General features: G+C 68.4%; 13 protein-coding genes. 9 read left to right on the plus strand and 4 right to left on the minus strand.

All coding sequences use genetic code 11. The features are described 5' to 3' along the window. The 3 genes from GFH49_RS18370 to GFH49_RS39405 form a co-directional block, all read right to left on the minus strand. Window positions 1-1,404, minus strand: a 1,404-nt coding sequence (locus GFH49_RS18370) for an IS1634 family transposase (protein ID WP_155057093.1), incomplete at its 3' end; no start/stop codon positions are given. Window positions 1,405-2,259: 855 nt separating this feature from the next. After that, window positions 2,260-4,827, minus strand: a complete 2,568-nt coding sequence (locus GFH49_RS18375) for a DEAD/DEAH box helicase (RefSeq protein ID WP_196218039.1) — start codon at window positions 4,825-4,827, stop codon at window positions 2,260-2,262. Further along, window positions 4,782-5,450 (minus strand): hypothetical protein, encoded by a 669-nt coding sequence (locus tag GFH49_RS39405; protein WP_196218040.1) that lies wholly within the window; start codon window positions 5,448-5,450, stop codon window positions 4,782-4,784. The genes GFH49_RS18375 and GFH49_RS39405 overlap by 46 nt, the downstream gene beginning before the upstream one ends. 166 nt (window positions 5,451-5,616) lie before the next feature. On the opposite strand from GFH49_RS39405, the gene GFH49_RS18380 reads away from it, so the two are divergent. The 4 genes from GFH49_RS18380 to GFH49_RS18395 all read left to right on the plus strand — a co-directional run bounded on the left by GFH49_RS18380 (window position 5,617) and on the right by GFH49_RS18395 (window position 8,160). Continuing rightward, a complete protein-coding gene (locus GFH49_RS18380; protein WP_155057097.1) occupies window positions 5,617-6,501 on the plus strand; it encodes a DNA-processing protein DprA in 885 nt (294 codons plus the stop codon). A 13-nt stretch (window positions 6,502-6,514) separates the two neighbouring features. Continuing rightward, window positions 6,515-7,264, plus strand: a complete 750-nt coding sequence (locus GFH49_RS18385) for a type I phosphoribosyltransferase (protein ID WP_155057098.1) — start codon at window positions 6,515-6,517, stop codon at window positions 7,262-7,264. Between the two features lie 331 nt (window positions 7,265-7,595). Then, on the plus strand, window positions 7,596-7,922 hold the full coding sequence (locus GFH49_RS18390) for a hypothetical protein (RefSeq protein WP_230396362.1): 327 nt from the start codon (window positions 7,596-7,598) through the stop codon (window positions 7,920-7,922). A gap of 7 nt (window positions 7,923-7,929) precedes the next feature. Then, window positions 7,930-8,160, plus strand: a complete 231-nt coding sequence (locus GFH49_RS18395; RefSeq protein WP_155057100.1) for a hypothetical protein — start codon at window positions 7,930-7,932, stop codon at window positions 8,158-8,160. Window positions 8,161-8,537: 377 nt separating this feature from the next. Here GFH49_RS18395 and GFH49_RS18400 read toward each other — a convergent pair whose 3' ends face one another. Then, window positions 8,538-8,885 (minus strand): hypothetical protein, encoded by a 348-nt coding sequence (locus tag GFH49_RS18400; protein ID WP_155057102.1) that lies wholly within the window; start codon window positions 8,883-8,885, stop codon window positions 8,538-8,540. On the opposite strand from GFH49_RS18400, the gene GFH49_RS18405 reads away from it, so the two are divergent. From GFH49_RS18405 to GFH49_RS18425, 5 genes are all read left to right on the plus strand, one after another. Continuing rightward, window positions 8,884-9,126, plus strand: coding sequence for a hypothetical protein (locus GFH49_RS18405; RefSeq protein WP_155057104.1), 243 nt, complete (start codon window positions 8,884-8,886; stop codon window positions 9,124-9,126). The two genes, GFH49_RS18400 and GFH49_RS18405, sit on opposite strands and share 2 nt — an antisense overlap. Before the next feature lie 118 nt (window positions 9,127-9,244). Beyond that, entirely contained in the window at window positions 9,245-9,784 is a 540-nt protein-coding gene (locus GFH49_RS18410; RefSeq protein ID WP_230396363.1) for a transposase, read from the plus strand. An 82-nt stretch (window positions 9,785-9,866) separates the two neighbouring features. Then, a complete protein-coding gene (locus GFH49_RS18415; protein ID WP_155056481.1) occupies window positions 9,867-11,087 on the plus strand; it encodes a tyrosine-type recombinase/integrase in 1,221 nt (406 codons plus the stop codon). Continuing rightward, complete coding sequence (locus GFH49_RS18420; RefSeq protein ID WP_230396314.1) at window positions 11,084-12,013, plus strand: tyrosine-type recombinase/integrase; 930 nt, start codon at window positions 11,084-11,086, stop codon at window positions 12,011-12,013. The genes GFH49_RS18415 and GFH49_RS18420 overlap by 4 nt, the downstream gene beginning before the upstream one ends. Further along, complete coding sequence (locus GFH49_RS18425; RefSeq protein WP_155056482.1) at window positions 12,010-12,996, plus strand: tyrosine-type recombinase/integrase; 987 nt, start codon at window positions 12,010-12,012, stop codon at window positions 12,994-12,996. Before GFH49_RS18420 ends, GFH49_RS18425 begins: the two co-directional genes overlap by 4 nt. Window positions 12,997-13,084 lie beyond the last annotated feature (88 nt).

A 13,084-nucleotide genomic window follows, 5' to 3' on the forward strand; every position in this document is an offset into this window, starting at 1 on the left:
CTCGACTTCGAGCAGTTGCTTGTAGCCCAGCGCGATGTCCTCGGCGCTCAGGTGGGGGTCGCTGCAGCGCAGGAGGTACTTCCCGTCGAGGTTCTCCTCCGCCTTGATCTTCGCCTGGTCGACGCGGAGCTTGCCGGCCGGGGTGGCCCGAAGGTAGCGGTTCAGGCCGGGCTTGTCGGCGATCTTCCCGCGTAGTTCGCCGCGCTTGAAGTCGCTGAGCTTGTCGGTGTCGGCGATCAGGTCGGCGAGCTGGGTGACGAGTTGTTCACGCATGTGCCGGTCGCGCTCGGCCGCTTCGGGGTTGTAACAGATCACGAACCGGTCGGTGTCGGATATCCGCACCTCCTTGACGCGCATGTTCTCGCCGACGTCCTGGTAGCGGCCCTGCCGGGACAGGGCGGCCTGCACCTCGGGACTTCCGGAGCGGAGCTTCTCGCCGATGATGTAGGCGTGGTCGCCCTTGCGCAGGTAGCGGCGGTTGGCGGCGGAGGAGAAACCGCGGTCTGCCACCCACACGATCTTGGACAGGGTCCAGTCCCGCATCTCGTCCTTGACCTGGCGGATCAGCGTCTGGTCGGAGGCATTGCCCGGCCAGCACCAGCAGCGGACCGGTATCCCGTCCCGGGTGACCGCCATGCCGATCACGATCTGCGGCAGGTCGTCGCGGGAGTCCTTCGACTTGCCGTAGGTCCGAAACCCGGCCTGCTTGGCCTCGTTGTCGTCCACATCGTCGGCGTCCAGGCGCCGGCCCGCGTCGTTGCGGGCGAGGGGCTCGTCGGGCTCCTCCAGTTCGAAGTAGGTGCTGGTGGTATCGAAGAACAGCAGGTCGACTTCCAGGTTCAGCAGGTTCGCGACCTCGTCGAACACCTGCTTCTCCAAGTCGTCCTGCACCTCGTGCAGCCAGTCCATCGCCCGGTAGCAGGGCTGTTCGCCGGTCTCGGCCAGGCCGTCGATGTGCACGTCGTTCGTGATCCACTCCGCCGCCGCGAGCTTCGACGACGGGGCCAGCGCCCGGTTGGCGACCAGGGCGAACAGCACCCGCTCGGTCGCGGTCATGTCCCGGCGCCGGCCTCGCTTGGGCTGCCCGACCCGGCCCACGATCTGGTCGATCCGCAGCCGGCGCCACAGCTGGTCGAGCACATAGGCGCCGCCGAACGGCACCGAGGAGACGAACTCCAGGTCCGACGCCGCGGTTGCGGCCAGCGCGTCGCCCGGCTCCAGCAGCTTCGATAGAGACATGACCAGACGCCTGACCGCCTCGCGGTCCAGGTCGTCTTCGCGGCCGAAGGTGAACAGCACCTTCGGCACCGCCCGCCCCTTCACCGGATCCCACTCGTTGTGGGCCAGATGCAGGTACCGGACCGTGCCGGACTTGTTCTCCCGCTTCGTCGTCCTCACGTACATGGATCCAGACGATAGGCCGAAGTAGCAGGCCAACACAGGTGAATCAGAAAAGTCGTGTCTCTAGGCCATTCCAGCCGTTTGCGCCGTCCGTACCCCGATGACCTGCACCTTCAGCCCGCAAGAGCCTCCAGGACCCTCGAATTACGTCGAACCCAGGGCAGAGATCATGGAGACACTCGGGGCCGACAGCCGTTTCCAAGCTGGTGTGCTTGCCGAACGGAACGAGTGGACAGCTCAGGACGCGCTGGGATCCCCTGCCCCACACCCTTCGAAAGAGATTTCATGACCCCCAGTGACGACGCCCAGGTCCTGCTGGACCGCGCCGTGAACGTCGACTAGCCGGGCCCTGACATCCGCGCCCGCCTTCGTCCCGCCTTCATGAGAGAGGAAAAACACTCATCGCCGAGCAAGCAGGCGAACCAGAGGGAAGCTGGCGCATCGCCCGCCCACGCTACACCTTGCCGACGGCCGTCCCCCTGGACCTGCGGGTACCTGAGCTGCGTCCAAACTCGGTCCTTTTCTGCTCGAAGTCTTCAGCAACGAGCTCCGCCCTGCTCTCCGGCTTACTCAATGAGGTTCATTCGGCTCCCCCGAACCGGCGAAGAGGGAATGCGGCGCCCAGGTCGAACTGAAGACGATCAGCCGTCGGTCGGGCCCCACGCCCAGAGAACGGCGGAAGCTGTCACGAACATCTGCTGCCGCCACCCGTCAAGCGGAGCGATGACGTGCAGGCTGGCACGCCTCTGCCCTTGTCGAAACTGCCCTGATCGCCCGCCACGATGCTCTCTACCCGCCCTCTATGTAGATCGCACCGGGCAACCGACTTCGCTGCCTGCCAGTCTGCGCCCAGCCTTGTCACGTGCCGAAAGGGTGCCAGGTGTGGTGGGGCAGTTCGGCGGCGAGGGTGGTGAAGTGGCGTTGGTCGCGCCAGGCGTCGCGGTTGCCGATGACGAAGAGGCGGCGTTTGGCGCGGCTGACCGCGACATTGAGGAGGTTGGGGCGGGAGGCTGCCCAGGCGCGGGCACCGGGGCGGGCGGGGTCCGTGCCGAGAATCAGGATGACGATGTCGGCTTCCTTGCCCTGGGTGGTGTGGACGGTGCCCACCCGGTCCATGGGGAGCAGGCCACGGCACACCTGTCGGGCGCCGGCGACGACAGCGCGGAAGGGGCTGATGACGTATACGTGCTTCGCGAGATCGATGCCGTCGGTGGCGGCGAGGCGTTCCAGGATCTGGCGCAGTGCCCGGCCTTCCTCCGGGATCCAGTGGCCTTCCGCCTGAGTGGAGACGACGTCCACCCAGGAGCTGGCAGGTCGGTAGCTGAAGGGGCCGCGGTCGGGGGTGCCGCTGACCATGAGGCCGTCGTAGGCGATGGCGTTGCTGATGGTGAACATGGGGTCGTCGCAGCGGCGGTGTACGCGCAGCGGTGCGCCGACCCAGACTTCGGTCGAACCGTCGGGCAGTTCGGCGGGCAGTGTGGTGCCGAAGCGGTTGCCGCGGTCCGCCAGTTGCTGGACGGAGGTCCGGCCCGGTACCCACTCCTCGTCGACGCCGTAGTCGCGCCGCAGCGCCTGCTGGGCGGTCCAGGGCAAGGAGACGACCGGTTCCAGTTGGAGGGGGTCGCCGACCACCACGGTGTGCTGGGCACGCCACATCGCGCCCACGGCCATCTGGGGAGTGGCCTGTCCGGCTTCGTCGATGAACAGCCAGCCCAGCGCCCCGCGGCCGACCCCGGCGAACACGCGGTCCAGGGAGGCGAAGGTCGTCGACACCACGGGGACGACCAGGAACAGACTCTGCCAGGCAGCGTGGCGGGCAGGCGCGCCGAGCGTCGCGGGCGCGCCGCCGATGACCACATCCATGGCGGCCATGAGATTGGCCCGCATGGTCTTGGCGGTGCATCGCAGGAACGCATGGTGCAGGTCGAGCGCGGCGAACAACAGCTCGGACCGGGCCCGGGTGATCTCCGGGTCGGCCCAGGGGGCGGCCAGCTCCCGGGTGCCGTCGTCCGTGAGCCAGGCATCCTGCGGTACGTGCGCGCCCCAGGCGGCCCGGGCCTCGGACACCGTACGGTCCAGAGCCTGCGCGTGCTCCACTGCGCTGGTGAGGGACTGCCGTCGTTCGCCGAGTTCGACATCGGCTCGATCGGCGGCTGCCCGCGCGCGTCCAGCGGCCGAGTCCGTTTCCTGCCGTACGGCCTGAGCGTCCCGCTCCTGCGTGGCCAGATCCTGGTCCTCAGCGTGCCAGTCGCGGGCGGCTCGGCCGAAGGTGCACAGGATGATCCAGAAGCCGGGACTGCGGCCGGCATGCTCCCTGCGTTGTCCCTCGGCGCTCTCGCACGTCTGTTGCGCCAGGACCAGCGCCTGATCGACCGTTGACACTGCCTCCCGGCGTCGTGCGAGCGCGTCGGCGGCCTCGGTGACGGCCGACTGCGCGGTCTCGACGGCCGTCCGGGCGGCAGGCAGGGCGCGGAGGGCGGCGGCTGCCGCGTCCCGTTCGCCGCGAAGCCGCGTCACCTCCGCCAGCGTGGTCTGGAAGCGGTCCCTGGCCTGGCGCCACACGCCGGTCTGCGGTGTCGTGGCGTACGTGCGCAGCAGGTGGGACAGCCCTTGGCCGCTGTCGCTCCAGGCGCCGGGGCGGGCACGGTGTGCGGTGGCGGGCGCGTTCTGGTCGGTGCCTTTCTCCTTGCCGTGCCAGAAGCGGTTGACGAACTCGATGCGGTTCTTCTTGCTGCCCAGCCGGGCTGCGACGGCGCCCCATGCCGGGACGCCCTTCAGCAGCCGGGTGGCCTGCTCGGCGAAGTAGTCGGCGTCCTCGCGCCACTGCGCGCCCAGCGCGTCGCGGGCCGGGATCTCGGTGGAGATGTTCTCCACCGCCCCGTTGTTCGCCGACGCCACCACCATCTCGAAGCCGGTGAACTCCGGCAGCAGCTCGGTGACGGTACGGGTGTACTCGCCGCTCTTCCACCGGTGGACGGTCTGCGAGAACGCGGCCGACGGCAGCCGCAGCCCGGCCAGCCGCACCGCCCGCTCCACGACGAGGTCGGCGATGCTGTCGCGAAGCATGGTGGTCTTGCCGGTACCCGGTGGCCCGTTGACGGCGAACAGGCCACCACCGCCAGCGAGTTCGGCTTTGATCGAGTTCACAGCGAACTGCTGGCTCAGCGCCAGGGGGTGCGCGGTCTCCGCGGGCCAGCGGCCCAGCGGGGTGGCCTGGGGTTCCACCCCGGCCAGCGCCTCCTCGGGCCGCACACGCAGATCAATACGCCGGGCAGTGTTCAGCTCCGCGTTCGGGGTCAGATAGGCATCAAGGGGTGCGCCGGGGCCGGACACGGGCAGCGCCGTGGCCACCTGCTTCAGGTCGTCGGCGATGAAGCTGTTCAGAAAGTCCTGCTGATCGCTGTCTTCTGCCCGGTCCTCCCGCACCGCGATCGTTCGGATCCGCAGTCCGAAGGGGCGCAGCGCGTCTTCGACACCCCAGCGGGACGCCAAATCGCGGCGTCGGGCAGCACAGTGTCGATCAACAGCTCGGCACTGCCCGTCGCGTGGGGCGTCTCGGGTATGGGCGGTTCTCCGAGTTCGGCGGCCCGGGCCAGCCACGGCTGTACGTCCTCCTCGAAGCCGTCCAGCCATCGTCCGCCGCCCGGCCCGGGACTCAGTGCCCGGCCGGTTGCCCAGCCGCACGCGGAGAACACCGGGGAGTCCAGCAACAGCCGACCGTCATCCGTGACCGTCAGCGCGAACAGGGCGGTATCGCCGTCCATCCGCCCGTCCACGTCCTCCTCGTCCCAGCCGAAGATCTCCAGCAGGGTGTCGCGGACGTCCGCGAGGGCAAAACAGCCGCCGTAGACGATGTGCTGCCGGACGTACCCGGGATCCAGCGGAAGACTCCGTGCGGGATGACCGTCCTCCCAGGGCAGAGCGCGGTCGGCCGCTACCTCGTAGACCCGCTCCCGTGACGACACAGTCGGAACCTTCTGCGGACTGAACAGCTCCACTGCCCGCCAGTACTCGACCACCGCAGCCCGGCGTTCCCCCTCGCCGCTCATTCCACCCCTGACGTCCGCCGGCCACGACCTGCCCAGGCTATAGGCCGGACTGTGCCTCGCGCTTGTCAGACCAGTCACTGGCCGGAACCCTCAGTACCAGGTCGAAGCCCTCGGATCTCCCTCATGTTCCGCTGCCCGGCTCAGGCGCTCTTCCTATACTTGCGACATGGACCAGGAACTGGAGCGAGCCGCCCTCGTCGCACTCCTGCGACGCGGTGATCGCCCCTGGCCTGAACTCACCGACCAGATCGAGACAGTCGGAAGCGCGCGCGACGTACTGGAGAACGCCCTCGACGCCTCGGGACAGGGCGCCCTCTTCGACACAGAACCCGCTTCGGATCTGGAGTCTGTCGCCGCCGAGATCGCTGCCTGGGAGCGCGAGGGCATGCGGCTGGTCACGATCCTGGACGAGGACTATCCGCTGTATCTGAGGCTGGTCCACCAGCGACCGCCTTTCCTGTTCCTGCGCGGTACCCCCGTCAGCGACGATCTCCGGGTCGCGGTCGTCGGCACTCGCACTCCGACCCCGGAGGGCATCGCCCACGCCCGGGCCATTGCGGGAGGGCTCGCCGAGCGCGGCGTCACAGTGGTCAGCGGCCTCGCCGCCGGCATCGACACCGCCGCGCACGGAACCGCTCTCGCCGTCGGCGGACGGACCGTCGCCGTCGTCGGCACCGGCCTGCGGCGCTCCTACCCGGCGCAGAACGCCCGGCTCCAGCAGGAGATCGCCGAGCGAGGGATGCTGATCTCCCAGTTCTGGCCGGACGCTCCGCCCTCGAAGACCTCGTTCCCCATGCGTAACGCCGTCATGAGCGGCTACAGCCTCGCCACCGTGGTGGTCGAGGCGGCGTACCGCAGCGGGGCCCGCATGCAGGCCCGCCTCGCCCTCGAACACGGTCGACGGGTCTTCCTCATGCGCTCTCTGATGGCCCACGAATGGGCACGGGAGTACGCGACCAGGCCCAACACCACCGTCATCGACGGCCCTGACGACGTCTTTTCCGAACTCGACTCTCTCGTCCCCGTTACGGGCGAGCTCACCTGGGCCTGACCGGCGGATCCGGGTGGCAACCGTCGTCGGGCTGTCCGCCCGCTACGCCAACTTCCTCGTCCATCCCCTGCTGCCCGGCCCAGGCGTCTGCCAGGTCTGCCGCGGCACGGCGAACGCCGGCTACCCCACCTGCTGGCAGTGCCAGCAGGCCGGCGACATCCTCGGCGAGGGTGTCGCCGATGTAATCGTCCCCCTGAGCCTGGCCCTGAAAGGCGAGCAGTACGCCAACGAGCTGTGGCGCTACAAGAACGCTGTCGGACCTCAGCAGCAGTACTTCCGCATGGGATTGGCGGCTGTCCTGTGGCGCTTTCTCGCCCTGCATGAAGGCTGCATCGCGCACCACTGCGCGGTATCCGGCTTCGACACGGTCACCACTGTGCCCAGCACCAGCGGCCGCAGTGACCACCCCCTCCGCGACATGGTCGCCGACATGGTCGGCGTCACCAGTGACCGCTATCGCGACCTGCTCACGCCAACCTCTGATGCTTCCGCGCTAGGCCGCGCTGCCTCCGCAGAGCGCTACACGTCGTCGCCGCTCTGGGGCGAAAACGTCCTGCTCATCGACGACACCTGGACCACTGGCAACCACGCCCAGTCCGCTTCCACAGCTCTGAAGGCCGCCGGAGCGGGCAGCGTGGCTACCGTTGTCCTCGGACGCCACCTCAACATCAACTACGGCGACACGGCCACCTACGTCGAGCAGGCGCGACTACGCCGCTTCGACTGGGACCTCTGCGCGATCCGGCCGTGGAGCCACGCCTGAGTCGCGTCCAGAAAGCTTTGCCTGTGGTGGCTGACGGGCAACTTAATGGGGTGAGCTGAAGAAACGAATCGGCTGGTCAGCGCACTACCTCTTGATCACTCAAGTCGGTGAACCATCCCATTGGTCAGAAACATGATCGCGGCGTTGGAGTTCTTTTCGGTCGGAGGGATTCTCCACCGGAAGGGGATATTTCATGGTCGCGCCTCATCGATCCAGGCTCTTCATGGCTGTTGCTGCCGCGTGCGCTTTCGTGCTGACGAGTTCCTCGGCGGCGCAGGCTGGCGCTGTCGGATCGACTCCTGTCCGAACCTTCGAGTACAGCGTTGGCGGCATGACCATGAAGGTTCCGACCGGCTGCATGTTCACACACATCATCCGAGGTGGTGGGAAGAAGATCACCTATCAGAACGCTGGCGTCGACTGTGCTTTTGTCGCGGCGCTCAGCACCGGCTTCTGCAACTGGCGGATCGACTTCACGTACGCGGACACCAACAACAAGACGTACAGGACCTCCCGGGGGCGAACGCACCCCGAGTGCAAGATCGATCCGATGCGGAACAACTCTCCCCAGACGCTTCCTCGTTATGGAAAGGCGTGTGCGCATCTCCACGTCAACGGGGTGCGCCGAGTGAGCCAGTGCCACCACATCACGAAGTGAGCTGTTCATGATTGATCAACAGCAGGGGCGGGACCAGCGTTGGGAGGCGCGACGGCGGTCGGCTGGGATCGCCGCGTTCGTGGCGGGTCTCGTCGTGACACTCGCCTTCTTCGCCTTCTTTCCTGGGCTTCCGCACGTCATCGACTGGGGGGCGATCATTGTCGCCGTCCTGGTAGGAGCACTCGCCCGCTGGGTCTGCCAGTCCTGGATGGGAAAGAGGAGCAGAGGGAGCAAGTGAGTTCGGGCATAGTGACGCGGGCTGCCAAAGGGCTCTTGGCGACTACAGGCGCATGTCTTGAGGGTGCTGAGGGTCCTGAAGCCCTGATCTGCGCCGTGGGAAATCTGCGCCAACAGCGCGGGAAACGATTTACGAGTCGGTCTCGTATGGCCTGACCGGCGAGTTCCGTCGGTGCCCCACCAGGGGACACCGACGAATCGGTGTTCTGAGCAGTGACGGAACGGTCCTCATCGTGATCACGATGAGGACCGTTTTGGTTTGCCGTCGTGGTGGGGAGCCGGATCGGTTGTGCGGGCGCGTGTCCGGTTGGCCCGGGGTTCGGTGGCGCCAGGATGGTCTGTTCGTTGTGTGATTTTCCTTGCGGTGTGAGGTCTCTCTCACTGAGGGGTGAGGTGGCCCGTGGGGGTCCAGCTGCCGAGGGGCCTGGTCGGGCGGCGGCTGGTGGGCCGTCGCCGCGGTGGGTGCCCGTCGGGCGGGATGGTGGCGAGCCAGCGGTCGATCTTGCGGCGGTTGGCGTGGGCGAGCTGGAAGGCCAGCAGGATCGTCTGGGCGGCGATGCCGCGGATGCGGCGGGTGCCGGGCTGCTCGATCGCCTCGTAGAGGGGATCTTTGGCGAAGCCGTTGAAGCCCTCGACGCTGTTGCGGAGCCGGAAGTAGACGCGCTGCCAGTCTTCGCCGCCATAGGGGAAGACCTGGTGGTGCTGGGCTCCGACCTCCGGCGGCATGGTGATCGACTGGCTGGGCGCAGATCTTGGCCGGTCCGGCGGGAGACGGCTCGGGGTCGGCCAGGGGCAGACGGGGGTCGCGACCGAGGCCGGCGGGTTTGAGGGGGCACTGGACGCGTCCGGCGGCGGCCGGGCAGGACATGCGCTGGTGGCCCTCGTGGTCGGGATGCTTCTTGGGGACGAGCTGGAACGGGATGCGGGCGGCAATGTGGCTCAGAAGCTGTTGTCTTTTCGATCTTGAGAGATGCGCTTCGAACGGGAGTCTCGATCGGGTGGTCGCGGACCGCTGAGCGCATACGAGTGGGGCCTCCTGAACAGCTCGTTGGTGTCTAATCACCGAGCAACATCAGGAGGCCCCGGTGCCGCAGTCTTCCGTGTCGATGCCCTGGCAGTCCACTTCGGTCACCTGGGAGTGTGACTGTCTGGCTCACCGGTTCGGAAACGCCGCCGACAACGGGGCGCGCGAGCGCCGGTACCCGACCGACATGACCGACGCCGAGTGGGCCCAGGCCCGCCCGCTGCTGCCGGTGCCGGGCTGGATGCGCGGCCGCGGCGGGCAGCCGGAGGCGTACTGCCACCGCGCGATGCTGGACGCGATCCGCTACCTGGTCGACAACGGCATCAAGTGGCGTGCCATGCCGGTGGACTTCCCGCCATGGGACCGGGTGTACGCGTTCTTCCGCCGCTGGCGCGATAATGCGCTGGTCAAGGAGTTCCACGACCGGCTGCGCGCGCAGGTGCGCGAGAAGCTGGGCCGGGATGCCGAGCCCACGGCCGGGGTGATCGACTCGCAGTCGGTCAAGGCAGATGCCGTCGTCGGCACCGACAGCCGCGGCTACGACGGGGGCAATTATCTGGGGGCGTCGGTTATGGCGGGTCGGGTGGCTATGGCTGGCTGACGGTGGGCGGATTCGGAGAAGGGCGTCATAACGGCGGTCCTGCGCGGTCTCCTTCGTAGAGGTTCCCGAAGGAGGCGCGCTCATGGTCAAGGCAGCGACAGATGGTCGGTATCCGGTGCGGGTGTCGGGGCCGCTGGCCCTGTGGGTTCATCCGTTCCGGTTGGAGTTGGTGCGGCGCGGGTTCACGCCGCGGTCCTCTCAGGATCACGCCTACGTACTGGCGGACCTGAGCCGCTGGTTGGAACGCGAGGGGCTGGCTCCGGGGCAGTTGACCGCGGAACGGGTGGGGAAATTCGTCCAGGCACGGCGGGACGCCGGGCACCGACGGTGGCTGACGGATCGGTCGTTGCAGCTGATGCTCGGCTTTCTGCGGGATGCCGGTGTCATCCCGCCGCAGGAGCATGGCGCGGTCGGGGGCCCGGTCGAGGGTGTGCTGGAGGAGTTCCGCGGCTATCTGCTGCGTGAGCGCCGGCTCGGCGAGCGTACGGTTCGCGGACGTGTCGACGTCGCCCGCAAGTTCCTGACAGCGCAGCTCGTCGAGGGCCGGCTTCGGCTGGATGGGCTGGGCCCGGAGTCGGTGGCCGGTTTCGTCCTGGACACCTCGAAGCGGTACGCGACCGCGTCGATGAAGGTGGTGACGTCGAGTCTGCGGGCACTGCTGCGGTTCTTGTTCGTGACCGCAGCCGTTGACCGGGACTTGTCCGCGGCGGTGCCGTCGGTCGCGGGATGGCGGCTGAGCCGGCTGCCGTCCGGCACGGACGCGGTGCCTCTCCTGCTGGAAAGCTGTGATCGGACCACCGCATCAGGACGGCGGGACTTCGCGATTCTGCTGTTGATGGCACGGCTGGGCCTGCGGGCGGTCGAGGTGACGCGGCTGTGCTTGGAGGATGTGGACTGGCGCGGTGGCGAGCTGGTGGTCCGGGGCAAGGGCGGACGGGTTGACCGGATGCCGCTGCCCGCGGATGTCGGCGCGGCGCTGGCCGACTGGCTGCGGCACGGCCGGCGGCCGTCGGCGTTCCGCGAGGTGTTCCTGCGCACCGTCGGTCCGGACGCGCCGATGGCACGGCAGTCCGTGGTCATGGTGCCGCGCTGTGCTTCGCGCCGCGCCGGCATACCGGTCGTCGCCGCGCACCAGCTGCGACACCGCGCCGCCTGCCAGGTGCTGGCCGGCGGCGGAACCCTCGGCGAGGCGGCCCAGTTGCTGCGTCACCACGGCGAGGACGCCACGGCGATCTATGCGAAGGTCGACATGGCGGCGCTGGCACCGGTCGTGCGTCCCTGGCCGACTGCGAGCGAGCGGTGAACGGCATCCGGGACCACGCCGAACGCTATCTGGCGATCCGCCGGGGCCTGGGCTACAAACTCAAGGTCGAGGGCCGGATGCTCGGCCAGTTCGTCGGCTTCCTGGACGAGCGCGGCCACTCGCGCCTGACGGTCCGGGCCGCACTGGAGTGGGCCGTACTGCCGGACGGCGCCGATCCGGCCTGGTGGGCGGCCAGGCTGACGGTGATCCGCGGATTCGCCCGCTTCCTGGCGGCTTTCGATGAGCTCGTCGAGATCCCGCCGCCTGGCCTGCTGCCTCGTCGCGCCGGGCGGACGACGCCGCCGTATCTGTATTCGCAGGCGGAGATCGCCGCGCTGATCCACGCGGCCCGGCACCTGGCCCACCCTCTTCGCGCGGCGACGTTCGAGTCCTTCATCGGGCTCATGGCCGCGACCGGTATCCGCACCGGAGAGGCGATGGGACTGGACCGGGCCGACCCGGACCTGGATCGCGGTGTCCTGCTGGTGCGGGGGACCAAGTTCGGCAAGTCCCGGCTGGTCCCTCTGCACCCCACCACCGTCGGGCAACTCGCCGACTACCAGCGCCGACGCGACGAACTGTGTCCACGCCCGTCCACCGAGGCGTTCTTCCTGTCCGGAGCCGGGACCCGGCTCAACCACACCAACGCGAGCAAGACCTTCACCCGGCTGCTGAAGGCAGTCGACATCACGGCCCCGCCCGGCGCGGGCACGCCTCGCCTCTACGACCTGCGCCACACGTTCGCCGTGACCACCTTGGTGAACTGGTACGCCGCCGACGCCGACGTCGCCCACCGGCTCCCGGCGCTGTCGACCTACCTCGGGCACGTCAGCCCGGCAACGACCTACTGGTACCTGCACGCCTGCCCGCAGCTGATGACAGCCGCGGCCGAACGCCTCGACCGGACCCGGAAGGAATCACCGTGACCACTCTGGCCCCTGTCATGCAGGGTTTCTTCACCGAGCGGCTGGCCCAGCGCCGGGTCAGTGCCCACACCGTCGCGGCTTACCGCGACACGTTCCGCCTCCTGCTGGAGTACGCCCGCAGTCAGCTCGGCCGCCCGCCGTCGGCGCTGGAACTGACCGACATCGACGCCGTGTTCGTCGGCGGCTTCCTGGATCATCTCGAACACGACCGGAACAACAGCGTGACCACCCGAAATGCCAGACTGGCCGCGATCCACTCGCTGTTCGCCTATGCCGCCTACCGCTGCCCGGAACACGCCCTGCTGATCCAGCGCGTCCTGGCGATCCCGCAAAAGCGCCGCGACTGCACACTCGTGTGCTTCCTCAGCCACGAGGAGACCGAGGCTCTGCTGGCGGTCCCGGACCAGTCGACCCTCCTGGGACGACGTGACCACCTCCTGCTGCTGGTCGCGACACAAAGCGGACTGCGCGTCTCGGAACTGACCGCACTCACCTGCGCCGACGCCGAACTCGGCACCGGCGCCCACCTGCGCTGCACCGGCAAAGGCCGCAAACAGCGCTGCACCCCGCTGGCGAAACCCACCGCCCGCCTCCTCCAACGATGGATCACCGCCCGCAACGCAGCCCCGGACGACCCACTGTTCCCCAACCGCGTCGGCGGCCACCTCAGCCGCGATGCCGTTGCCGACCTCCTCCGCAAGCACCTGCCCGCGGCCGCGGAACGATGCCCGACCCTGGCCGGCAAGAACGTCACCCCGCACACACTTCGCCACACGGCGGCCATGGCACTGCTGACCGCCGGCGTCGACACCTCCACCATCGCGCTCTGGCTCGGACACGCCAGCACCAAGGCCACCGACGTCTACCTGCACGCCGACCTGGCCATGAAGGAACGCGCCCTGGCCCGCACCGCACCCCGCGACACCGCCACCAAACGCTACCGGCCCACCGACAGCCTGCTCACCTTCCTGGAGAACCTGTAGTTATCACCGGCCTCAGCCCCTGCGGCACCGCCATCCATCAGCTCTCATTGGCCCGACCCGCCATAACCGACGTCCCCAGATAATTGCC

This window comes from Streptomyces blattellae (assembly GCF_009709555.1).
Taxonomy (GTDB): domain Bacteria; phylum Actinomycetota; class Actinomycetes; order Streptomycetales; family Streptomycetaceae; genus Streptomyces; species Streptomyces blattellae.

Coding starts and splice junctions, on each gene's coding strand:
- GFH49_RS39405 (WP_196218040.1), bottom strand. CDS start 5,450: ATGAGCGGCGAGGGGGAACGCCGGGCTGCGGTGGTCGAGTACTGGCGG.
- GFH49_RS18380 (WP_155057097.1), top strand. CDS start 5,617: ATGGACCAGGAACTGGAGCGAGCCGCCCTCGTCGCACTCCTGCGACGC.
- GFH49_RS18390 (WP_230396362.1), top strand. CDS start 7,596: ATGACCATGAAGGTTCCGACCGGCTGCATGTTCACACACATCATCCGA.
- GFH49_RS18395 (WP_155057100.1), top strand. CDS start 7,930: ATGATTGATCAACAGCAGGGGCGGGACCAGCGTTGGGAGGCGCGACGG.
- GFH49_RS18405 (WP_155057104.1), top strand. CDS start 8,884: ATGGTGATCGACTGGCTGGGCGCAGATCTTGGCCGGTCCGGCGGGAGA.
- GFH49_RS18400 (WP_155057102.1), bottom strand. CDS start 8,885: ATGCCGCCGGAGGTCGGAGCCCAGCACCACCAGGTCTTCCCCTATGGC.
- GFH49_RS18415 (WP_155056481.1), top strand. CDS start 9,867: ATGGTCAAGGCAGCGACAGATGGTCGGTATCCGGTGCGGGTGTCGGGG.